Genomic DNA, 20,394 nt, shown 5'->3' with positions numbered 1-20,394 from the left:
ATGCCTGAGGATCTTCGCGAAGGACAACCTGTCTGGATCGATTACACCTGTCACGATTTCGAGTCCACGACGAAGTTCTACTCCGAGATCTTCGGGTGGAAGTTCGAAGATCAGGGACCAGACTTCGGCCACTACAACATGATCACGAAGGACGGTGCCACGGTCGGCGGAGCCATGCGCGCCATGAACATGGACGGCACACCGAACCCGATGATCCCGGCGATGTGGACGACCTATCTGCATACCAACGACATCGCGAACACGTACGCGACGGCACTCACCGCCGGGGCCGCTCCGATCGCCGAGCCGATGTCCGTCGGACCACTGGGCCAGATGGCAGTCATCACCGATCCCACCGGAGCCGGCGTAGGCATGTGGCAGCCTGGCGATTTCACCGGCTTCGACACTCCGCTGACTCCTGGGACTCCGGTGTGGTTCGAACTCATGACGTTGGACTATCCCGTCGCACAGGAGTTCTACCGGAACGTCTTCTCCTTCGAGCTGGTGGCGATGGAGGGCTTCCCGTATTCGACTCATGGAGCCGGTGACAATGCTGTGGCCGGCATCTGCGACGCCAGCGAATGGACTCAGGTGTCCTTCTGGCGTGACTACATCAACGTCGAAGACGCCGACGCTACTGCAACGCGAGTGGCTGAGCTCGGCGGGAAGGTGCTCGCCGGTCCGGAAGACTCACCGTATGGCCGCATCGTCACCGTCACCGATCCGGAAGGAGCGACCTTCCAGCTCCAGCAGAACCCGTGAGTGATCGCTTCTCTCGGATACGCAAGCAGTATCTGAGTTTGGGCCTTGGCGAACTGGCGGCGGTCGCAGTGTTTGCGGCTGCCGCCTTTGCCTGGCAGGAGCAGCTCACATCGTCTGGCGCAGTCGCCGCATTGTGGTTTGCACTCGTGCCGCTGGAGTTCGTTCTTCTTCAGGCAGGTGTCTACTGGCTGCTGGCCCGGTCGTGGCACCGTTCCGATCAGGGACGGAGCGCACCAGGTCGAATGCCGTTCATGATGGCGAGGATGTTCCGCAGGCTGAAATTCATCAACCCGATCATTCTGCTCGCTGGCCTGATAGGAGCGGTTGCGAATTTTCCTGCAACCCCACTGGCAGCCGTCATCGTGATCCTCATCTGGGCGTTCGGAGTCGCCGAGTACATCAACTACTTTGTCGTGCGGCTCTCGTATCCGTGGACACAGTGGGCCACCGAGGTCGGTCGTCGGCGGACGCCGAGGCTGGTCAAGGACATGCATGCGGCACGCTGATGCCGATACTGCCTGTTTGGCGTCAGCTGCTCAGTGTCAGCCGCGCAAAGTCAGCCGCGCAGCGCCAAAGCAAACGGCAGCACCGCGGTGGCTCCCGCCTGCCTGAGCAGTCGTGCCCCGATCGCCATCGTCCAGCGGGAGACCACCTCGTCGTCGACGAGCAGCACTGCCTTCCCGGCCACCGCTTCCTCGACCTCGGGCGGAACGACGAATGCATCGTAGAGATCCTTCACCCGGAAGGCACTGTTGACCTCCGGGCTACCGTGATCATGGACCTGCAACAGCTCGCCGCCGTCGATGAGCCGGCCGGCAGACGCCAGGTTCGCCGCCAGCGACCTCACGGTCGTCGGCCTCCGCGCGCTCGGTACCGACACAACAACCTCGGGCCTGATGTCCCAGTCCCACTGGCTCAGGACCTCGAGGCACCATTTGCCGATCTGCACAGGGACCTCGGCATCGGGAGCATCCGGTGCAAGGAACGACCGCAGAGTCTGCCCCTGTCCCAGGTCGCTGAGTCGAGCAATAGCCCGTCCTTCGGCAGCCAGCTCTCCGGCTGGGATGCGGCCCTTGAGCGGAACCCCGATATTGGCCATTCCACTGGGCCAAGTGCTGCGCGGATCGACGGGCAGACCAATGCGATGCAGAGTCCCTGCCGTGGTCTGTCTGCTCTCGTCCGAAATCTCGGCCGACCACCAGACTCCGGCACAGTTGTCGCAGCGCCCACAGGGTTTGGGCTCCGGATCATCGAGCTGCCGAATGAGGAACTCCATCCGGCACTCACGAGTCGACTCGTAGTCCAGCATCGCCTGTGCTTCTGCCGCCCGCACGGCCGCGACCTTCTCGTATCTCTCTTGGTCGTAGGTCCAGCCTTGACCTGTCGAGACGTATCCGCCCTTGATCTTAGTTACGGCGTCTTCGACTTCCAGCGTCTTCAGCAGCAGCTGAAGACGGGTTCGCTTGGTGCCGACTAGGGTCTCCAAGCGGGCCACGGACAGGGGGCCGTCCGCCTCGGCAAGGGCCTGAAGCACGGCGTTGGCATCGGACTGGCTGGGCATCGATGCGGTGGCGAAGTAGTTCCAGATCTCCTGGTCTTCAGCACCGGGCAGGAGCAGGACATCGGCGGAGTCCGTTGCTCGGCCGGCGCGACCAACCTGCTGGTAGTAGGCGACGGCAGACGATGGAGCCCCGATGTGGATGACGAATCCGAGGTCGGGTTTGTCGAAGCCCATTCCCAGCGCTGAGGTGGCCACGAGTGCCTTGATCTGGTTGTCTTTGAGGCGCTGTTCGAGTTCGGCTCGCTCTTCCGAGTCGGTGCGGCCGGTGTAGGCACGGACCTCATGGCCTTGATCGCGCAGGATCCTTGTGATGTCCTCGGCGGCGCTGACCGTGAGCGTGTAGATGATTCCCGAGCCGGTGAAATCGCCGAGGTGGGAGGTCAGCCAGGCGATACGCCCACTCGCGTCGAGGCCCGGCAGGACGCCCAACCTCAGGGAGTCACGGGCAAGCTCGCCGCGGACGACTGTGGTGTCTTGGCCGAGCTGTTCGGCAACATCGGTGACGACGCGGGAGTTGGCGGTGGCTGTCGTGGCCAAGACGGGGGTGTTGCCGGGCAGTTCGGACAGGATGCGGCCGATGCGCCGGTAGTCGGGGCGGAAGTCGTGGCCCCAGTCGGAGATGCAGTGCGCCTCGTCGACGACGATGAGGCCGAGGAACGCGAGAAGCTGTGGCAGGACTTCGTCGCGGAACTGGGGGTTATTCAGCCGTTCGGGCGAGACGAGCAGAACGTCGAGGTTGCCGGCTCTGAGGTCATCGAGGACGGCGTCCCACTCGGTGACGTTGGAAGAGTTGAGGCTGGCTGCGCGAACTCCGGCGCGTTCGGCAGCGGCGATCTGGTCGCGCATAAGAGCCAGCAGCGGCGAGATGATGAGGCTAGGACCGGTGCCTGCTGTTCGAAGCATCCTGGTTGCCACGAAGTACACGGCCGACTTGCCCCAACCGGTGCGCTGGACCACGAGGACTCGCTTCTTCTCCACGACGAGATCGCGAATCGATTCGAGCTGACCATCTCGGAACTCAGCGTTGGGATTCGCGGTGAGCTCGGCCAGGATACGTTGAGCCTGAACGGCGAATTCGTCGGCGTCGATGGTCGTTGCGGTCGGGGTGGATTCGGTCATGGGCCCAGTCTAGGTGTCACCACTGACGCAGGCCCATCGAGTACGCGCGACCGCGCCTTCAACCCCTGACTCGTCACCTCAGTGCGAGGTTGACCCCCAAGGTGGCGAGCACGCCGAAGAGCACTCCCCACAGGACGATCGAGATGATCTGCCAGAACGCCACGGCGTTGCGGTTCGCGCCGAAGCCCACCATGGCCGACGAGGTGATCTGCGACGGCAACAGGGTCTGTCCCAGGAGCGAAACGCCGGGGACCCCGAACTTGTCGAACATGCGCTTGAGTCGCTGCCGCTTCTGCGAGGGCTCGGCGTCCTTCTCGCGGTTCTTCGTCGCCTTGTCTCGGATCGCTCCGGCGCCGTAGACGAATGCGAGCATCGAGGCCACATTGCCGATGATCGCCATGAGGATGGCGACGACCGGGTGCAGACCGATCGCGACGCCGATGACGGAGCCGAAATAGGATTCGACGAAGGGGACGGCAGAGACGAGGATGATGCCCGCCCATTGCAGCCAGTCCGGAATCGACCCGGCGAAGTTCTGGATGCTTTCGATCATTCTGAGGCTCCATTTTCATTGGTACGGAGTCACGGTCGACGCGTTGCACATGAGCCTCCTGGTCATTCTCGACACACGAACTCGGCAACGCAGTACAGTGTACTAGTACGCTGTACTATACAGAAGACGACAATGATGCGCGAGACTGAATTCGGATTGCGAGACTGAGGAGAGCACGAATGTCCAAACGCGATGACATCATCTCTGCAGCGATCCGACTGGCTGAGCAGGCTCCACCTGGGCAGGCCAGCCTCAGCGTGCGGGCGGTCGCCAAGGAAGCCGGAATCGGCGCCTCGACGCTGCGCCACTATTTCCCCACCCAGGCTGATCTGCATGAGGCGATTACTCGCGGCTCCATGGACATGGCAGTCAAGGACTTCTCGATCACCGATTCCAGCCGGGATCCGGGCGAGCGGCTCTTTGAGTGCTGCGCGCAGTTCCTTCCTAACCACGAACACCGTGAGATACAGCTTGAACTGTGGCTCACGATGCACATCAGCGCGCTTGGACCCGAACGCCGTGCGGTGACCCGACGGCTGCTCGAGTACGGCCACGACTTCACCTACACATGCCTGCATCGCTGGCTTGAGATCCTGGCCGGCGAAGGTCACCTCGACCCCGCCGAGGTGGCACCATCGGCGACTGCTTTGTTCACCATGCTCGACGGGCTGGCCCTTCACTCAATCGTCACCCCCGAACGGGTCACCGTCGATGCCGCGCTCGATCACCTCAGGTGGCTGATCTCAAAGGTGCTCGCGCCCGCTCCCGATCCGCGACGATAGGCCCACTGCCCAGCCCGTAGCTCAGCGCATCTGAGCCGCCGCCTGCTGGAGAGCCTGCGTGAGTCGTCCGAGCTTCTCCGAGGCGAGGTTCCAATGGTGCCAGTACAACGGCACATCGATGTTCGGCTGCGCGGTGATCTGCACTAGGTCCCGACTGAGACCTCCCAGCTGCATGCTGGGGATCAGGCCCCAGCCGACCCCGGCTTCGACGGCGGCCGCGAATTCCCAGGAGCTGGGTACCACCGACATCGGCGGAATCGTCGTCACCCCGGCCCGGCGGAGGAAGTCGAATTGGAGGTCATCGTCCTTGCCGAAGTTCACCATGGGCAGGGATCCCAGACCCACCTCGGCGAATGATCCCGCGCCAACGTCGGCTCCGTACTTCGCGAGCAGCCCTTTCGTGGCCACTGCCACATAGCGCATCGATCCGAGCTTCTGCACCTGGGTGCCGTAGCCGCCTGCTGCTGCCGAGGTGATGGTGCCCAGCACTTCCCCCGACGTCAGCAGCGGCAGGGCATTGCCCTGGTCAGCGACCTCGATTCGGATGACGATGTCATCCCATTTCGCCACCTCGGCGAAGATCGGTCGGAACCAGGTCGAGAGCGAATCGGCGTTGACTCCGATCCGCAGCACCGTCGGTTCTCTGCGTCGTCCACCCTTGGATACGGTCCCGTCGGCACCGATGCCGTCGGGAGCGTCGATGTCGATACCGTGGAGTCGATCCATGGTTTCGGACTCGAGGAGCTCAATCTCCCGCGCATATTTCAGCACCGCCTCCCCAGCCTCGGTGACGGTGATGGGGTTCGTGCGACGGATGAGGACCTGCCCGATGCGGGACTCGAGAGTGCGGATGCGCTGACTCGTCGCCGATGGCGTGACGCCGAGGACGAACGCTCCGCCTTCGACCGTGCCCTCGTCGACGACGGCGGCCAGGGTTTTGACATGATCGATGTTCATTAAGCAATTGTGCATCAGATGAAGATTCTGTTGTTTTTCTTATCATTGTGCGCGTCATAGTCTTTTCGAGTGCTCACTCATCTCATCAGCGGAACCCTCGCGGGCTGGTCGCTCATCATCGCCGTCGGACCACAGAACGCCCTCGTCCTGCGTCAGGGGATTCGGCGTGAGCACCTCGGTGTGGTGCTCACGATCTGCATCCTCGCGGACGTCGTACTCATCGGATCGGGCACTGTAGGCATCGGTGCGATCGTTCTCCTGGCTCCGTGGGCGCTGGAGATTCTGCGGTGGCTAGGGGTGGCCTATCTGCTCTGGTACGCGTGGGGCAGCCTTAAGTCAGCGCGCGAGGCTTCGGGGCTGACCGCAGATACACATCAGCGCAGCCTGAAATCCATCATCGCCACCACTTTGGCGCTGACCTTCCTGAACCCCGGGGTATACCTCGATACTGTCGTCATGCTCGGCAACCTGGCGAACCAGCAGGGACCTGGCGGTGTCTTGCCGTTCACCATCGGGGCGATGTTCGGGTCTCTCACATGGTTCCTCGGCATCGGCTACGGCGCTCGGGCGTTGTCGGGCTACCTGGCTCGGCCGCGGGTGTGGCAGATCCTCGACATCGTCATCGCCGTGGTGCTGGTGGTCCTGGCCGCACGGCTTGCGTTCGGGTAGGAATCAGCTGTCGGGAGGGCTGACTATTGCCTCCCTGACGTCCTCGCGCTTGAGCATCTCCGCACACCACAGGAAATGTCCGTCCTGACCGTCGATGGCGAAATAAGCGTTCGTGATCACCGCATATGCCGCGCGATACAGGCTGTAGACCTCAGCGTCATGCCCGAACCGAGCACTGAACGCAGCCGAGAGCGCTTGTTCCGATTGACGGGCGTTCGGCCCATACATATCGAAGCTGCTTGCCGCGATCGCTGCATCGAACTGCGGGTCACCGACGGTGGTCAGGAACCCAAAGTCCACGACTCCGCCGACTTCACCGTCTTCGATCAGCACGTTGGCGGGGATGAGATCGCCGTGGATCAGACATTTCGAGTCGGACTCGGGGAGGTCTCGCAATCTGCACAGAAGTTCAGTGACGAGTGCATCGATGTCGCCTATCTCCTTGCGCAGCAATTCCGGTCTCCTTTCGAACCGTCGCTCAGCAAGATCCGCCAGCGAGACACCGAAACTGCTTGTGTGAGAAAACGGCTTCTCTGCAGGGAGGATCGGAAGAGCATTCAGGTCAACAGCGGTTGCTTGGGACAGTCCTGCCAGTGCATCGCCCATGAGACGGATCTCGTCGCCTGTAACCAGTGGGGCGTTTGGCAAGGCGTCGGGGCGCAGAGATCGCCCGGGCACCCTCTGCTCAATGGTGACTGCGAGATCGCCGTCTTCGACAATTGCGATTACGCGTGAGCAGCGGAAGGGGATCGGCGACTGTTCCAATGCCGACCCGAAGCTCAATAAAGCGTGAAGGTCTGTCGGGTTCCGACCATGCCAAACCTTTGCGACCTCATCGCGGGACAGCTCGATGACCGTGCCCTCCATGCCTGCTCCGAGAATGTCACCGGGATTCCACCTGTGCTGACGCAGCAGCGCGGTTGCTCGCTGGTCCATATCGTCAGTATATTTGCCGACCACGCTTCTTAGCCAGGATTCTGCGTTCCGTTCTCATGTCCGCTAGGTGCTCATAGCCGCCAACCACTTCACCGTCGTCGCCATTTCATGGTCGCTGCACCCAGTGTGCCGCCCAAAGCGCCGTGTCCGTGCCGAGGGCTACAGTCGGTGACATGGATTCTCGGGTAGATCTGCCGTTGCGGTCGGTAACCAAACATGCGCACTCGCCGCCAGAACTCAGCCCATGGCTGCGTGAGCTTCCTGCTGTCGAGGATCTCCTGGAAGGGTTCGAATTCGAGCGCACGACCGTCTTCGTCGGGGAAAACGGTTCGGGCAAGTCAACGCTCATCGAGGCACTTGCCACGGCCCTGGATCTCCCTCACGGTGGCGGCACGGGATGGGAGGTGCGCGACCACGCCGAGGAGGTTCCTGAACTGAGCGAACATGTGCAGATTGTGCGTGGAGCCGCTTCCAAGCGCGGCGCGTTCTTCCTTCGCGCCGAGACCATGCACGAGAACATGGCCTATCTGATGGAGATCGGCTCCTTTCGGGGGCATCACTATTCACAGCAGTCGCATGGTGAGATGTTCATCGAGATGCTGACGGGGAAGTTCATGGGCCTGGGGCTGTGGGTCCTCGACGAACCGGAGAGCGCGTTGTCCTTCACCGCCTCGCTGACTTTGCTGCATCTCATCCGGCAGCGAGATCGCGCGGGGCTGCAGACCATCATGGCCACCCACTCCCCCGTCCTCGCACATGCAGAGGGTGCCAAGCTGGTCGAGGTCGGCGAATGGGGATTGCGCGAATCCACGTGGGATCGCCTCGACATGGTCGACCATTGGAGACGCTTCCTCGATGATCCCCAGCGATACCTGCGATATTTCGATGACGACTGACCGTCGCCCCTCGCCGAGGTGGCTGTGCGCGCCGACGCACCGCCACCTCGGCAACGGCTGAGGTTTAGAGCGACAAGCTCGGGTGCAACTGAGTCAGCGTAACCATTCGCTTCCGGCCACAGACGAACATGGTGGCCACCAGACAGATAGCGGTCATGAGCAGCAAGACGACCGCTGACTGTGCGGCGATGAACATGTCTCCGCCAGCGATCAGGGTCCGCAGGCCGTTGACCGCGTGTGTCATCGGCAGGAAGGGCGAGATGATCTGGAAGATGCTCGGAGCCGTCTGCACCGGGTAGGTACCTCCCGCCGAGGCGATCTGGACCATGAGCAGGACCAAGGCGACCAGCCTGCCGACACCACCCAAGGCCGCGACGCAAAGTTGATGGACCGCATGGAAGCTGGCGGCGACAAGGATCGAGAACAGCAGGGTCCACACCCAACTTCCGGCGGAGAAATCGAGGGCGAAGGTGAGCACCCCATAGAGCACCGCCACTTGAGCCACCCCGAACAGAATGCCGGGCACATAACCGGCCCAAGCGATACGAGAGGATTTCGCCGATGACATCAGCGCACGATACGGAATCGCATTGATGACCATGTAGGTGATCATTCCGCCGATCCATAGGGCGAGGGAGACGAAGAACGCAGCCAGGCCCTCACCATAGGCGTCCACGGCGTTGTCCTTGAGCTTCTCGGCGTCGACGGGCACCGCCACGACGTCCGAGCGATTCTCGCGGTCGGATTTGTCATAGGTCGGAATCTGTTTGAGTCCCTCGGCAAGCTTGTCGGCGAGTTCCCCCGATCCGTCGACGAGCTTCTTCGCGCCCTTGTCGAGTTCATCGGAGCCGTCAGCCAGCTCTGAGGATCCGTCCTTGAGGTCGGCTGCACCGGTCTTGGCCTTCTCTGTGCCGTCCTTGAGCTGGATGACACCGTCGTTGAGGTCTCCGGCGCCCTTGGCCAGCTTGCCTGCACCGGCGTCGAGTTTGATGAGCCCTGAATGCAGGTCATCGGCCCCAGTGGCCACCTTCTGCGCGCCGTCGTCGAGCTTGCCGATCTTCCTGTCGGCCTCCCGGATCTTCTCCATCACGTCGTCGACGGCGTTCTTGACAGGACCTTCGAGATCCTTAGCCTCATCGGCGGCCTTCGAGGCCCGACCGTGAGCCTTGTCCAGATCCCCGCCGAGGCGGTCCATGTCGTCGGCAAGCTTCGCCACATTCGGATCGTCGGGATAATCTTCGCGCAGCTGAGCGACCCGATCCTCCATGTCGCCATTCACGGTCTTCCGCGCCGACTCGAAGTCATCTTCCGCATTGTCCAGCTTCGGTCGTGTGCCCTCGACGAGGTCGTCGGCGCGTTTACGCAGATCTTCGGCCTTGTCCGTGGTCTCATCGGCGGTGTCTCGCAGCTGCGATGTTCCATCAGCGACCTGTCCGGCTCCGGTTGAAAGCTTCTTCGAGCCGTTCTTAGCCTCGGTGGTGCTCTTGGCCAACGTATCTGCACCGGTCTTCAGGTCGCCGCTGCCCTTCTTCAGCTTTCCAGCTCCCTCGTCGAGGTCACCGATGCCGGTCTGCAGCGTCCCTACTCCCTTGTCCAACTTATGTGCACCGTCGGAGAGTTCACCAGTTCCGTCGTGGAGGTCAACCGCACCATCGTTGAGCTTCGACGCGCCCTTGACCGCCTCCTTTGTCGAGGAGTGGATGTCATTGAAGCCGAGATAGACCTCGGTGACGTATTCGGCCGTCGTGGTCTCGTTCAGTCCTGATTTGATCTCGTTGAGGATCGTTCCCGCCATCTGTCCCACGATGAAGTTGTGCGCATCGTCGGTGCGCAGGTTCAGTCCTGCCTGCTCGGGATCGTCCCCTCCAGTCGAGACGAGTCGCTCGGAGAAGTTAGAAGGGATCTCCAGGACGGCGAAATATTTGCCTTCGGCGAGACCGTCGTTGGCCTCCTTCAGCGATGTCTCCTGCCAGTCGAAGCCACCTTCACCTTTGGGCGTGATCTTGTCGACGAGCTCATCGCCTGCCTGGAGCTTCTCACCATCGGAGTCGGGTTTCTCGGCGCCCTCGTCCGTATTGACCACGGCTGCCTGGAGCTTGTCCAGATTGTCGGTCGGCGCCCAGTTCGACGCCAGATACAGTCCACCGTAGATCGCGGGGATGATGGCCACCACGATGATCGCCAACCGAGTGATGGTGTGCCGTTTGAAACGGCTGAGTTCGAGCCATGGCAGAGAGAACATCGAAGAAGCACCTTATTGTTGTCGACAGATTCGAAAAGCTGGTGGAAACGGGACGTCATCTGAGTCGCCCGCCTCGGTGACTGAGTCGGTTGACTCAGTGTCGGGGATGCTGGGTCAGTTGCAGTGTGCTCACTGAGGTGGGCGATACCTCCGTGTGCAATGCGTCGAGGGCGAGGTCGACATCGGTGGAGTCTTCGCAGGAGGCGATCACCGTCAGTGGACGCTCGGGGGCACGTTTGCGGCGCAGATCCTGATAGATGAGGATTGCCGCCCAGGCGCGGGCGCGATCTTGGCGCTCGCGCAGATAGTCGATGTTGTCGAGGACGACGACTGGTGCCTGGGCGAGGCTGGCGAGGCCCAGCTCGAGGAGGAATTTCTGGAGCTCGCTGAGCTCGGAGACGAAGGCCTTCCCCTCGTTGTCGATGAGGAAGTCGGCATCCTTGGCATCCGCAGCAGAGAACGTCCCGACGGGCAGACGATCGATCACCTCGGTGGCGGAGTCGAAGGTCTCGCGGATGACGTCGGTGACCTCGCGCAGGGAGGACTTCGACACCCAGGGTTTGTACCAGGGTTGAAGCATGATGAGCCGTTCGGCGATGTGCTGAGCGAGGGTGAAGTCGTTCTCAAGGTCGGTGAGCCCAGCAATATGCCCAACCGTGACCTGCTCGCGGACGTGGCGGGGCTTCTTGCGAATGTCGAGGTCGCCCACATGCCCCTCGCCGGAGGTCACACGCATGCGCCCGGCGATCGAGAGCAGGAGGGATGTTTTTCCGGATCCGGCTGGGCCCTGGATGATGGCGACCGCACCTCGGGGGACGTCGAGTTCGACGCCGGAGAACACGTCTCCGTTCTTTCCCGATATTCCCCACCCGCGGAGACTGACTTGGCTTATCGCCTGTTCTGTCTCATCGACGAGTGCCTCTGAGTTGCTCTGCATTTCTGATGCCCCCAATGTGTGCGACTATGTCGACCGTTCGCGCTGGCCGCTGACGCCGGGTACGCGGGTCACGCACGCACCACTGCCAAGCACATTACGCCACATGGGCCCTTACAGTGCCGTTCCGTCTGACGCAGGTCAAGTTACTCATAGGTAACTATAATGGTCGAAGCTGAACATTTTCTTGAAAACACCGCGAATGTCTTCAAGCCCACACAATGCCGATAATGGAGGAATGAGCGATGGGCAGACGAACCTGACATACCTGCAGAGCAGATGGGGGCTAAGTCCGGGTACGGTCACACCCGGATGCTTCGCTTCCGTCATGGCCACCGGAATTATGGCCGTCGGTGCACACCTCAAGGGACTGACCCTGCTCTCGACCATACTGTTCTGGCTGGCCGTGATCCTCTACGCCTTCTTCCTGACACTGATCATCTGGCGCGCCTGCTCGCACAACGAGGACCTGCGCGCCGACCTCCACAACCCGTCGAAGGCCTTTGGATTCTTCACCTTCGTCGCAGCGACCAATGTCCTCGCGACTGGGCTCGAGGGGCAATCTCACTTCCACATCGCCCTCGCCGCCTTCAGCATCGGCCTCCTCGCCTGGCTGGCCCTGGGCTATCTCATTCCCTTCTCCGCTGTGCTCGGCTCCGCGAAGTCGCCCATCCTCACACAGGTCAATGGAACCTGGTTCGTCTGCGTGGTCGCTGCGCAGTCCGTTGCTGTCGCCGCATCCGGGCTGATGGCGAACCTGCCGGACGAGGCACCCGCGTCTGGAGTCAGTTTCGGGTCGGTTCTTGCGGTCATCGCTGTCATCGCCTGGAGCCTCGGCATTGGGCTCTATCTCGTCTGCGCCGTCTTCGTCGGGATCAGGGCGCTGCTCCACCGCATCGGTCCCGAGGATCTCGACGCCCCGTACTGGGTGATGATGGGCGCGCTGGCCATCTCCGTGGTTGCAGGCTCAAAGATCCTCGAGGGCGGAACAGCACCCATCTTCGCGGCGACGACGGTCATCATCGCCGGCGCCTCGGCGATCCTGTGGGCCATCTCGACCTGGCTCATCCCGGCACTTGTCATCGCCGGACTGTGGCGGCACTTCCGACACCGCATCCCTTTGGGATACTCGGCGGGACTGTGGAGCATGGTCTTCCCGCTGGGAATGTATTCCGTGGCGAGCATGAATGTGGGCAAGGTCGACGGGGTGCCGATCATCTCGTGGATCGGCGATCAGTGGTATTGGATCGCCCTGGGTGTATGGGCGATCGTCTTCTGCGCAATGGTGTGGTCATTCGTGCGCTCGACGAAAGCGCAGGCATCCTCGGACGCTACGGTGGGCTGAGAGCCGCGGGGCGGAGCTGAGGGAGGCTCGGGGCAGGAGCTGAGCGACGAGGGGGAACGGGCGCTGGAGCTGAGCGACGCGAAGTCGCCGAGCTGAGCGAGGCCCGCGCCTACACAGGGTCGCGGAGCTGAGCGCAGCTGCGGGAGCACCACGCCCAGTTGGCGCCACACCCTACAGCTGCAACGGTAGGAACTAGAGCCGACGGGGCCTCTTGCGGAACGAACTGTATGAGTTGGCAGGAGCGGTGCCGAACGGCATGGAGTGTATGAGTTGGCGACGCAACGGCAGACGACGGACAGTGCGGCAGGCAGCGTGACATTGAAAAAGCTGCCGCATGCAGTGCGTGCATGCGACAGCTTCAGTTCGTGCAAGGGGCAAGCCCTAGGATCAGAGCCCCGCTCACGCGATCACGCCTTGACGATCACACGTCGAAGCGCTGGCCCTCTGCCTTCGGAGGCAGGAGCGTCATAACGAAGACGACGATTCCGCCGATGGATGTCAGCGTCAGCAGGTAGAACAGACCTGAGAAGTTCGCATCGTGGAGTCGGCGCCAGTTGATTGCCAGCGTTGGAACGATCATGGCGAGCGCAATGAGGAGCATCAAGATGCCGCCGATCGCAACGAGCACCATGCCTGGTCCAGATGTCGCGGCCTGCGTAGCCACCGGATCATAAGGATCGACTGATGCCGCAGCACCTGCCGACATCACAGCGCCGATGATCATGAGCACGTACGGAACAATCGCCAGCAGGAACCCGAACAGCGCCACCCACCAGAACTCGCTGCGTGAAGCGCGGCCTGTGAATGTGGCGTACTTCTTGAAGAAGCGCTTGACGGCCTGGCCGAACGAAGCACCGTAAAGAGGGAGGGAGAGATCCTCGGGGCTAGCGGCCCCACGGATCTGAGCACCAGGGCCCATGGCTCCTGGGCCTGCGGCGCCGGCTCCTGCAGGGTAGGCGCTGTTCGCGCCATAGGCATTGTTCGCGTCGTAGGACATGGTGACCTTCGTGTTGGGAAAATATCGTCTCTGCACAGGAAGTGCGATATCAATTGTGCTACATGCCGACTCTGAACCTAGCATCAGGGGTGTTCCAGATCTGGAACGTCACATGAACAGTGTGATGCGAAGACCGACTGAAACCGCCACGGCGATGCCAACACGCGAAAAGCGCCCGAGAAGACCATGCCTCTCGAGCGCCACTTACGGTTCGCCTCAGGCGAATATTCTGAGAGGTCGATGACTCACTTGCGGTGTGGCCGCCTCAAGCGTCGCCGCCGGTTAGGGCATAGGCCTCATCAACCGGAGCTTCGTCGATGTGACCGTCGACCCGTCGAAGAGCTTTCCAGCCGATCGCGATGACGACCACAGACAGGATCACTACGGCGGCGCCGAAGAAGTACGGTGCGCCGGTACCGATCGACTCCGAGACGACACCGGCCACAATCGGGGCCACGGCACCGCCGATGAAGCGCACTCCGGAATATGTCCCTGAGGCCACAGGGCGAGGCAGGTCGCTGACCTCCATCGCCGATTCGGTGAAGACGGTGTTGAGCACGCCCAGGATCAGTCCGGCCACGATGACGCTGACGATGATGCCGGTGAACGACTCGACGAGGAAGCCCATCACGGCCAGCAGCACCGCGAGTGCTATGAGGGAGACGACGAGGCTGCGACGACGTCCCAGTCGCTTGGTCAGAAGCGGTGCCCCGAAGACCGAGGTGATGGCCACGCACATTCCCCAACCGAAGAACACGTAGCCGAGGCCCATGGCCCCGAAATCTTCGATGCCGGCCTTCGCTGCGGCTGCTTCAACTGGGAAGGGGCTGTAGGCCAGCAGAATGAAGAAGCCGAAGTTGTACAGCAGCGCGGCAATTCCGAGCACGAGAACACCGGGGCGAGCCAAGGCACGGAAGGTGGCGCTGAGCTTGATCGGCTCGGGCGAGGTCTTCACGCTGCCACTGCCCGACTTCCCGCCGGGCAACAGGATCACAATGGCGATGAAGCCGATGGCCATAAGGACCGCGGTGCCGAAGAACGGTCCGCGCCAGGAGATTCCGCCCAGCAGGCCGCCCAACAGCGGGCCGGTCGCGATGCCGATGCCCAGGGCCGCCTCATAGAGGATGATCGCTTTGTCGGCACCGCCGGAGGCTGCACCGACGATGGTCGAGAGCGCGGTGGAAATGAAGAGGGCATTGCCCAGCCCCCAACCGGCACGGAAGCCGATGATCTGATCGACGCTGCTGGAGAACCCGGCCAGGGCAGAGAATGCAACGATGAGGATGAGGCCGATGAGCAGCGTGGTCTTCGCACCGATCCGTGAGGACACGAAGCTAGTGAAGAACATCATGCCGCCAGTGATGAACAGGTAACTGGTGAACAGCAGCATCGACTGCGACGGGGATGCGTGGAGATCGGCGGAGATCGCGGGCAGAATCGGGTCAACCAAACCGATGCCCATAAACGCGATGACCGCAGCGAACGCGACCGCCCACACTGCTCGCGGTTGACGCAGAATAGATGCTTCCGCACCCTCCCCGTCATTCTTCTGTACTTCGCTACCTGGTGACACACTCATAGCTCTTCCCGCGCATCCTTTCGTCGGTCTGTTGTGATCTGTTGTCGTTGGTCTGATGCGATCGGCCTGATGTGATCGTCGGCTCGACGTCATTGCCGCCGAGGTGGTTCGACGTCACCCGGCCTGCGTCTCGCCCTGCCCGACCTCCTCGGCATCCACCGGATGCTGTTCCTGCAGGTACTGCGAGACGAGCCCCAACGCCCGATGGACGCTGAGCCGATCGTCGGGAGTCAGCGCCTCGAAGTAGGGCTCCATCCGTTCGGCCAGAACGGTGCGGTTCTCTGCCAACCTCGCACGGCCGTCCTCGGTCAGGGAGAACTGTGATGCCCTCTTGTCATTGGGGCTGGTTTCGCGCAGAACGTAACCTGCCTCTTCGAGACGAGCCAGAACCTTCGTCGCCGCGGGCTGGGAGCACAGGTACCCCTGCGCGAAATGTCCCACCCGGACAGGCTGGTACTGCTCAACCACGCCAAGAGCGCGCAGTGTGACAAGTTCACTTTCGTTGCCGATCACTCGCCTCATCGCCCTGGTCAGGCGCGAGGAGACGACGACAAGGCCAGTGACGAGTTCCGCCGAATCAACATCATCCATAACTTAGTTATATACCCTGGCTATGCATCATCGCAAGAACTGCCCCGCTTCAACGACGCCGCAGCCAACATCACCCCCACCCGCACTCCTGCCCACTCGCACCCCCGCCCAGCAGGACTGCGGCAGGGCACTCGCGCTTCTCATGTGATGGACGTCATGGCTGCCTCGGCGAGGGGCGTGCTAATCTGTGGTCACATGTTCCGGGGACGGTGAAAATCCGTACCGGCGGTGATAGTCCGCGAGCCGACTGCATTCGTGCAGGTGGTTGACTTGGTGAAATTCCAAGACCGACAGTCAGAGTCTGGATGGGAGGAGCATGGCGACTGCGGTCGCTGTGATTCGGTGCATCCCAATGCGCTGTCGCACACGTTCGCACGCCCTGATAGTTGCACCCGCAATATCCTCCCTCCCGGCATCGGCTCGGGAGGTTTTTTCATGCACGCGGGGTTCACCGATCTCGAAATGACCGCGATGTCCGCTGCCCTGCAGGCTACGCGAAACGGTCACCGGGGCGCGAATCCGCTGGTGGGCGCCGCAATCCTGACGAAAGACTCGCAGATCGTCGTCGGCCATCATGCCGGTGCGGGCAGTCCCCACGCCGAGGTGGACGCCATCACCACAGCCATCGACCGCGGCGTCGACCTCACCGCCTCCGCCCTGTTCGTGACCCTGGAACCGTGCAACCACACCGGTCGGACCGGTCCGTGCACGCAGGCGATCATCGATGCCGGCATCCCCGACGTCGTCTTCGCACTCCCCGATTCCAACGGCGTCGCAGCCGGTGGTCAAGCCACCCTCGCCGAGGCGGGCATCCGGGTCCGCTCAGGCCTGGGCCACGACGAGTCGCTTGCGCTGAATACGCGGTGGCGAATTGCAGTGGATGCCGAGCGTCCGTTCGTCACAGCGAAGATCGCTCAGAGCCTCGACGGAAAGGTCGCCGCCGCAGACGGGACCAGCCAATGGATCACCTCGGCGGTCTCACGAGATCACGCCCATCAGTTCCGGTCCCGGGTCGACGGCATCCTCGTCGGAACCGGCACCGCCCTCACTGACGATCCACGACTCAATGCCAGAGGCCCCGGTGGTGAACCCTTGGAGTCACAGCCGGTGCCCATCGTGCTCGGGATGACCTCCCTGCCGCCGGAATCCTTCCTCGCACTCAACCCCGACACCATTCACCTGCGCACTCGCGACATCACTGCAGCGCTAGGCGAACTGTATGCCCGCGGCATGCGCCACATCCTCGTCGAGGGTGGGCCCAGCGTGCTCGGCGCCTTCTTCGCCGCAGGAGCGGTTGACGAAATCTTCTGCTATCAGGCCCCCTTGCTGATTGGGCCGGGGAAGTCCAGTCTCTCGGGCTTGAGCACGTCCACGCTGAGCGAGGCAGTCGGCCTGATTCCTGACGAAACTGCCGAACCCGCCGTGACACAGCTGGGGCCCGACGTGCTGTTGCACTTCGTCACAGGCTCGGGCCCCAGTTCCGGCTCGGGTTCACGTTCGGGCCCCACTGACAACTACACGATCTGACTCGTCTCCTATTTACCATCGAATACCCACTCGGAGGGCATATGTTCACCGGCATCATCGAAGAGCTCGGCACTGTCGCAGCCATCGACCATTTGGACGACTCGGCCGTCATCACCATCGACGCCAAGGGCCTCGTCCACGACCTCGGTCTCGGCGGATCGCTTGCAGTCAACGGCGTGTGCCTGACTTCGGTCAGGGACGAATCCTCCTCGCCGCCGGGCGCCCCCACCGCCGAGGTGCAAGGCCCCTTCACCGCCGAAGTGATGGGTGAGACCCTGCGTCTGACCGGATTGGGAGCCTTGCGCACCGGGGACCGGGTCAACCTGGAACGGTGCACGCCCGCCTCGGGGCGCTTCGATGGTCATGTGGTGCAGGGACACGTTGACGGCTGCGGTGAACTGCTGAGCCGAGACGACTATGACCAGTGGTCGACCCTGCGCATCGGCATCCCGAATCCGCTGGCCCCCTACACCGCCAGCAAGGGTTCCATCGCCCTCAACGGCGTTTCCCTGACGCTGACCGCTGTGTCCGAACCCTCCGAGACCAGCGCCTGGGTCGAGGTCGGGCTCATCCCGGCCACCCTGAGCCACACCACGTTCGGCAAGCTGGCCACCGGCGATCCAGTCAACGTCGAGGTGGACGTGCTCGCGAAGTACACCGCCCGTCTACTCTCCTTCCCTGCGGAGACCACCGCTGCGGAGCCTGCCACCTCCGCGGAGACGACCACGCTCTTCAACTCAACCGACAGCAGCACTCGACAAGGAGCCGACAATGCCTGAGACCAACCCCACCGATCCACGGCTCGACTCGACTGAGGCGATTGCCGGTTCCGACTCAACTGCAGCAAGTGCGCGGCTCGATCCGATCGAGGACGCGATTGCGGCATTCGCTGCGGGCCAACCCATCGTCGTCGTCGATGACGAAGACCGCGAAAACGAAGGCGACCTCATCATGGCCGCCGAGTTCGCCGAGGCTGCGACCATGGGCTTCTTCGTCCGCTACACCTCCGGAGTCATCTGTGCCCCCATGGAGGCCGAGCGTGCCGCCGCGCTCGAGCTGCCGCCCATGGTCTCCACCAACGAAGACCCAAAGGGCACCGCGTACACAATCAGCTGCGATGCGGTCGGCGTGACGACGGGCATCAGTGCCGCCGAACGTGCCCTGACCGGGCGCCACCTCGCCGCAGCGGTTCCCGACCCGGCCTCGATCACGCGCCCTGGACACGTGTTCCCGCTCATCGCTAAGTCTGGTGGAGTCCGCGAGCGCCCCGGGCACACGGAGGCCGGAGTCGAGTTCGCTCGCCTCGCCGGTGCCACTCCTGTGGCCATGATCGGCGAGGTCGTCCACGACGACGGTTCGATGATGCGCTTCGACTCCCTCCGCGAGTTCGCCGATGCACATCAGCTCGTGATGGTCTCGATCGAAGGTCTCATCGACTACCTGAACGAAGCAGATGTGAACCTCGGATCCGAGACCGAATCAACGGTTCACGGTTCGACGCATGAGGCGGATGCGAACCCGCGAGCGATCGAAGTCTCGGCGGAGGTGCCGCTGCCGACGAAGCACGGGAGCTTCAGAGCCCGCGCATTCACGATCGACGGACACGACCACCTCGGCGTGTTCTCCAGTGTCGACTCTGCCGCCATTGCTCCTGAGTCAGTGGGTCGGGAGGCTTCACTGCGTGGGCCAGCGCCTCTGGTACGAGTGCATTCGGAGTGCCTGACCGGGGACGTCTTCGGGTCTCACCGCTGCGACTGCGGAGAACAGCTGGATCTGGCGATGCGCCGGATCTCCGACGAAGGTGGCGCCGTGATCTACCTGACCGGCCACGAGGGCCGCGGTATCGGACTGAGCAACAAACTCCGTGCCTACGCCCTGCAGGATCAGGGACTGGACACGGTCGATGCGAACCGTGAACTCGGCTTCCACGACGATGACCGTGACTACCGTGCGGCCGCGGAGATCCTGGCCTCGATCGGCCTGACTCGCATCCGTCTGCTGACGAACAACCCGGACAAGACCCGGGCGCTCGAAGCACTGGGAATCACGATCGAGGCCGTCGATCCGCTTGAGATCCCAGCGCGGCCGGAGAACTCGAACTACCTGAACACCAAGCGCGAGCGCATGCACCACACGCTGACCCTGCCCTCGGTGGTCGGCAGCGCCACAGCCTCGGCGACCATCGCTGAGAAGCACCACTGCTGATCAGGCACTTCAACTGATTCGCACTCATCAGCACTGACTACTCCGGCCATCACGGCCGCTACGAAAGGACCCACCCATGGCACATTCCGGAGCACCCGAGCTCACCGTCTCTGCGGCCGATACTCGAGTCGCCATCATCGCAGCATCCTGGCACACACAGATCATGGACGGTCTGGTCGACGGAGCCCAGCGGGCAGCCACCGAAGCCGGAGCCCAGGCCACTCTGATTCGAGTCCCGGGAAGCTTCGAACTGCCCATCGCCGCAGCACGCCTGGCTCCGCACTTCGACGCGGTCGTCGCCCTTGGCGTCGTCGTCCGTGGCGGCACCCCGCACTTCGACTATGTCTGCCAGGCCGCCACCGATGGCCTCAATCGCGTGGCCATCGACACCCGCAAACCGGTCGGATTCGGAGTGCTGACCTGCGACACCGAGCAGCAGGGACTCGACCGTGCCGGACTCGAAGGCTCTCAGGAAGACAAAGGCCACGAAGCCATGACCGCCGCCCTGGTCACGGCGCAGGCCCTCGCGGAGTTTCCGATCGTGTGAGCAATGAAGCGGCCGATCGCCACGGCGAACGTGAGCGCGGCTAGTCAGACCGCAGTAGGCGTGACAGGGGCTTCCTGCGCCAACGGTTGGTAAGTTCGTCGCGATCCTAAGCTCGGGATCGCGACGAACTTACCAACCGTTTCAGCAAGAGTCCGCAGATATGTCGGGATTCCGCTTCGCCGGACCTGCGAA

At 62.6% G+C, this 20,394-nt stretch carries 19 protein-coding genes and 1 riboswitch; of the genes, 10 read left to right on the top strand and 9 right to left on the bottom strand.

What is annotated here, in order from left to right; translation table 11 throughout:
• Together INT40_RS09235 and INT40_RS09230 are read left to right on the top strand one after the other, a co-directional pair.
• Complete coding sequence (locus INT40_RS09235; protein ID WP_193071140.1) at positions 1 to 762, top strand: VOC family protein; 762 nt, start codon at positions 1 to 3, stop codon at positions 760 to 762.
• Entirely contained in the window at positions 759 to 1,268 is a 510-nt protein-coding gene (locus INT40_RS09230; RefSeq protein WP_319020851.1) for a hypothetical protein, read from the top strand. The genes INT40_RS09235 and INT40_RS09230 overlap by 4 nt, the downstream gene beginning before the upstream one ends.
• Positions 1,269 to 1,318: 50 nt before the next feature.
• Here the strand turns inward: INT40_RS09230 and INT40_RS09225 are convergent, their stop codons facing one another.
• Both INT40_RS09225 and INT40_RS09220 read right to left on the bottom strand, forming a co-directional pair.
• Positions 1,319 to 3,442, bottom strand: a complete 2,124-nt coding sequence (locus tag INT40_RS09225) for a RecQ family ATP-dependent DNA helicase (protein ID WP_193095974.1) — start codon at positions 3,440 to 3,442, stop codon at positions 1,319 to 1,321.
• Positions 3,443 to 3,515: 73 nt separating this feature from the next.
• Complete coding sequence (locus tag INT40_RS09220; RefSeq protein ID WP_101574079.1) at positions 3,516 to 3,995, bottom strand: hypothetical protein; 480 nt, start codon at positions 3,993 to 3,995, stop codon at positions 3,516 to 3,518.
• 179 nt (positions 3,996 to 4,174) lie between these two features.
• Between INT40_RS09220 and INT40_RS09215 the strand changes: the two genes are divergently transcribed.
• Entirely contained in the window at positions 4,175 to 4,777 is a 603-nt protein-coding gene (locus tag INT40_RS09215; RefSeq protein ID WP_193095973.1) for a TetR/AcrR family transcriptional regulator, read from the top strand.
• A 21-nt stretch (positions 4,778 to 4,798) separates the two neighbouring features.
• On the opposite strand, the gene INT40_RS09210 is transcribed toward INT40_RS09215, so the two are convergent.
• Positions 4,799 to 5,734, bottom strand: coding sequence for an ArgP/LysG family DNA-binding transcriptional regulator (locus INT40_RS09210; RefSeq protein ID WP_226831027.1), 936 nt, complete (start codon positions 5,732 to 5,734; stop codon positions 4,799 to 4,801).
• 69 nt (positions 5,735 to 5,803) lie between these two features.
• On the opposite strand from INT40_RS09210, the gene INT40_RS09205 reads away from it, so the two are divergent.
• Positions 5,804 to 6,403, top strand: a complete 600-nt coding sequence (locus tag INT40_RS09205; RefSeq protein ID WP_193095972.1) for a LysE/ArgO family amino acid transporter — start codon at positions 5,804 to 5,806, stop codon at positions 6,401 to 6,403.
• A 3-nt stretch (positions 6,404 to 6,406) separates the two neighbouring features.
• Here the strand turns inward: INT40_RS09205 and INT40_RS09200 are convergent, their stop codons facing one another.
• A complete protein-coding gene (locus INT40_RS09200) occupies positions 6,407 to 7,339 on the bottom strand; it encodes an aminoglycoside phosphotransferase family protein (protein WP_193095971.1) in 933 nt (310 codons plus the stop codon).
• 173 nt (positions 7,340 to 7,512) lie between these two features.
• Here INT40_RS09200 and INT40_RS09195 point away from each other — a divergent pair, with 173 nt between their 5' ends.
• The gene (locus INT40_RS09195; protein WP_193095970.1) at positions 7,513 to 8,235 is read left to right on the top strand and encodes an AAA family ATPase; all 723 of its coding nucleotides are present in this window, start codon (positions 7,513 to 7,515) and stop codon (positions 8,233 to 8,235) included.
• A 64-nt stretch (positions 8,236 to 8,299) separates the two neighbouring features.
• On the opposite strand, the gene INT40_RS09190 is transcribed toward INT40_RS09195, so the two are convergent.
• A complete protein-coding gene (locus INT40_RS09190) occupies positions 8,300 to 10,477 on the bottom strand; it encodes a YhgE/Pip domain-containing protein (protein ID WP_193095969.1) in 2,178 nt (725 codons plus the stop codon).
• Between the two features lie 94 nt (positions 10,478 to 10,571).
• Positions 10,572 to 11,414 carry an ATP-binding cassette domain-containing protein gene (locus INT40_RS09185; RefSeq protein WP_193095968.1) on the bottom strand — a complete coding sequence of 281 codons (843 nt, stop codon included), beginning with the start codon at positions 11,412 to 11,414 and terminating at the stop codon, positions 10,572 to 10,574.
• A 235-nt stretch (positions 11,415 to 11,649) separates the two neighbouring features.
• On the opposite strand from INT40_RS09185, the gene INT40_RS09180 reads away from it, so the two are divergent.
• Positions 11,650 to 12,756, top strand: a complete 1,107-nt coding sequence (locus INT40_RS09180; RefSeq protein WP_193095967.1) for a tellurite resistance/C4-dicarboxylate transporter family protein — start codon at positions 11,650 to 11,652, stop codon at positions 12,754 to 12,756.
• A gap of 421 nt (positions 12,757 to 13,177) precedes the next feature.
• Here INT40_RS09180 and INT40_RS09175 read toward each other — a convergent pair whose 3' ends face one another.
• The 3 genes from INT40_RS09175 to INT40_RS09165 form a co-directional block, all read right to left on the bottom strand.
• Complete coding sequence (locus tag INT40_RS09175; RefSeq protein WP_193095966.1) at positions 13,178 to 13,753, bottom strand: DUF805 domain-containing protein; 576 nt, start codon at positions 13,751 to 13,753, stop codon at positions 13,178 to 13,180.
• A gap of 265 nt (positions 13,754 to 14,018) precedes the next feature.
• The gene (locus INT40_RS09170) at positions 14,019 to 15,332 is read right to left on the bottom strand and encodes an MFS transporter (protein ID WP_193095965.1); all 1,314 of its coding nucleotides are present in this window, start codon (positions 15,330 to 15,332) and stop codon (positions 14,019 to 14,021) included.
• 114 nt (positions 15,333 to 15,446) lie between these two features.
• On the bottom strand, positions 15,447 to 15,923 hold the full coding sequence (locus INT40_RS09165) for a MarR family winged helix-turn-helix transcriptional regulator (RefSeq protein ID WP_101574088.1): 477 nt from the start codon (positions 15,921 to 15,923) through the stop codon (positions 15,447 to 15,449).
• Positions 15,924 to 16,115: 192 nt separating this feature from the next.
• Positions 16,116 to 16,244: riboswitch (FMN riboswitch) on the top strand.
• 114 nt (positions 16,245 to 16,358) lie between these two features.
• On the opposite strand from INT40_RS09165, the gene ribD reads away from it, so the two are divergent.
• The 4 genes from ribD to ribH all read left to right on the top strand — a co-directional run bounded on the left by ribD (position 16,359) and on the right by ribH (position 20,202).
• A complete protein-coding gene (ribD, locus tag INT40_RS09160; RefSeq protein ID WP_193095964.1) occupies positions 16,359 to 17,450 on the top strand; it encodes a bifunctional diaminohydroxyphosphoribosylaminopyrimidine deaminase/5-amino-6-(5-phosphoribosylamino)uracil reductase RibD in 1,092 nt (363 codons plus the stop codon).
• Positions 17,451 to 17,491: 41 nt separating this feature from the next.
• On the top strand, positions 17,492 to 18,229 hold the full coding sequence (locus INT40_RS09155) for a riboflavin synthase (protein WP_193095963.1): 738 nt from the start codon (positions 17,492 to 17,494) through the stop codon (positions 18,227 to 18,229).
• Positions 18,222 to 19,655, top strand: a complete 1,434-nt coding sequence (gene ribB, locus INT40_RS09150) for a 3,4-dihydroxy-2-butanone-4-phosphate synthase (RefSeq protein WP_193095962.1) — start codon at positions 18,222 to 18,224, stop codon at positions 19,653 to 19,655. Before INT40_RS09155 ends, ribB begins: the two co-directional genes overlap by 8 nt.
• Before the next feature lie 76 nt (positions 19,656 to 19,731).
• Positions 19,732 to 20,202: a 6,7-dimethyl-8-ribityllumazine synthase gene (gene ribH / locus INT40_RS09145; RefSeq protein ID WP_193095961.1), complete on the top strand. Its 471-nt coding sequence runs from the start codon at positions 19,732 to 19,734 to the stop codon at positions 20,200 to 20,202.
• Positions 20,203 to 20,394 lie beyond the last annotated feature (192 nt).

The organism is Brevibacterium sp. FME17 (assembly GCF_014897515.1).
Lineage (GTDB): Bacteria > Actinomycetota > Actinomycetes > Actinomycetales > Brevibacteriaceae > Brevibacterium.
This window is presented reverse-complemented; position numbering and strand designations above follow the sequence as displayed.

Bases quoted from the DNA above. Each gene is read 5' to 3' on its own strand.
- INT40_RS09175 (WP_193095966.1), bottom strand. From the start codon at position 13,753: ATGTCCTACGACGCGAACAATGCCTATGGCGCGAACAGCGCCTACCCT.
- INT40_RS09185 (WP_193095968.1), bottom strand. From the start codon at position 11,414: ATGCAGAGCAACTCAGAGGCACTCGTCGATGAGACAGAACAGGCGATA.
- INT40_RS09200 (WP_193095971.1), bottom strand. From the start codon at position 7,339: ATGGACCAGCGAGCAACCGCGCTGCTGCGTCAGCACAGGTGGAATCCC.
- ribD (WP_193095964.1), top strand. From the start codon at position 16,359: ATGCACGCGGGGTTCACCGATCTCGAAATGACCGCGATGTCCGCTGCC.
- INT40_RS09235 (WP_193071140.1), top strand. From the start codon at position 1: ATGCCTGAGGATCTTCGCGAAGGACAACCTGTCTGGATCGATTACACC.
- INT40_RS09220 (WP_101574079.1), bottom strand. From the start codon at position 3,995: ATGATCGAAAGCATCCAGAACTTCGCCGGGTCGATTCCGGACTGGCTG.
- ribB (WP_193095962.1), top strand. From the start codon at position 18,222: ATGCCTGAGACCAACCCCACCGATCCACGGCTCGACTCGACTGAGGCG.
- INT40_RS09155 (WP_193095963.1), top strand. From the start codon at position 17,492: ATGTTCACCGGCATCATCGAAGAGCTCGGCACTGTCGCAGCCATCGAC.
- INT40_RS09165 (WP_101574088.1), bottom strand. From the start codon at position 15,923: ATGGATGATGTTGATTCGGCGGAACTCGTCACTGGCCTTGTCGTCGTC.
- INT40_RS09215 (WP_193095973.1), top strand. From the start codon at position 4,175: ATGTCCAAACGCGATGACATCATCTCTGCAGCGATCCGACTGGCTGAG.
- INT40_RS09210 (WP_226831027.1), bottom strand. From the start codon at position 5,734: ATGAACATCGATCATGTCAAAACCCTGGCCGCCGTCGTCGACGAGGGC.
- ribH (WP_193095961.1), top strand. From the start codon at position 19,732: ATGGCACATTCCGGAGCACCCGAGCTCACCGTCTCTGCGGCCGATACT.
- INT40_RS09190 (WP_193095969.1), bottom strand. From the start codon at position 10,477: ATGTTCTCTCTGCCATGGCTCGAACTCAGCCGTTTCAAACGGCACACC.
- INT40_RS09170 (WP_193095965.1), bottom strand. From the start codon at position 15,332: ATGAGTGTGTCACCAGGTAGCGAAGTACAGAAGAATGACGGGGAGGGT.
- INT40_RS09180 (WP_193095967.1), top strand. From the start codon at position 11,650: ATGAGCGATGGGCAGACGAACCTGACATACCTGCAGAGCAGATGGGGG.
- INT40_RS09195 (WP_193095970.1), top strand. From the start codon at position 7,513: ATGGATTCTCGGGTAGATCTGCCGTTGCGGTCGGTAACCAAACATGCG.
- INT40_RS09225 (WP_193095974.1), bottom strand. From the start codon at position 3,442: ATGACCGAATCCACCCCGACCGCAACGACCATCGACGCCGACGAATTC.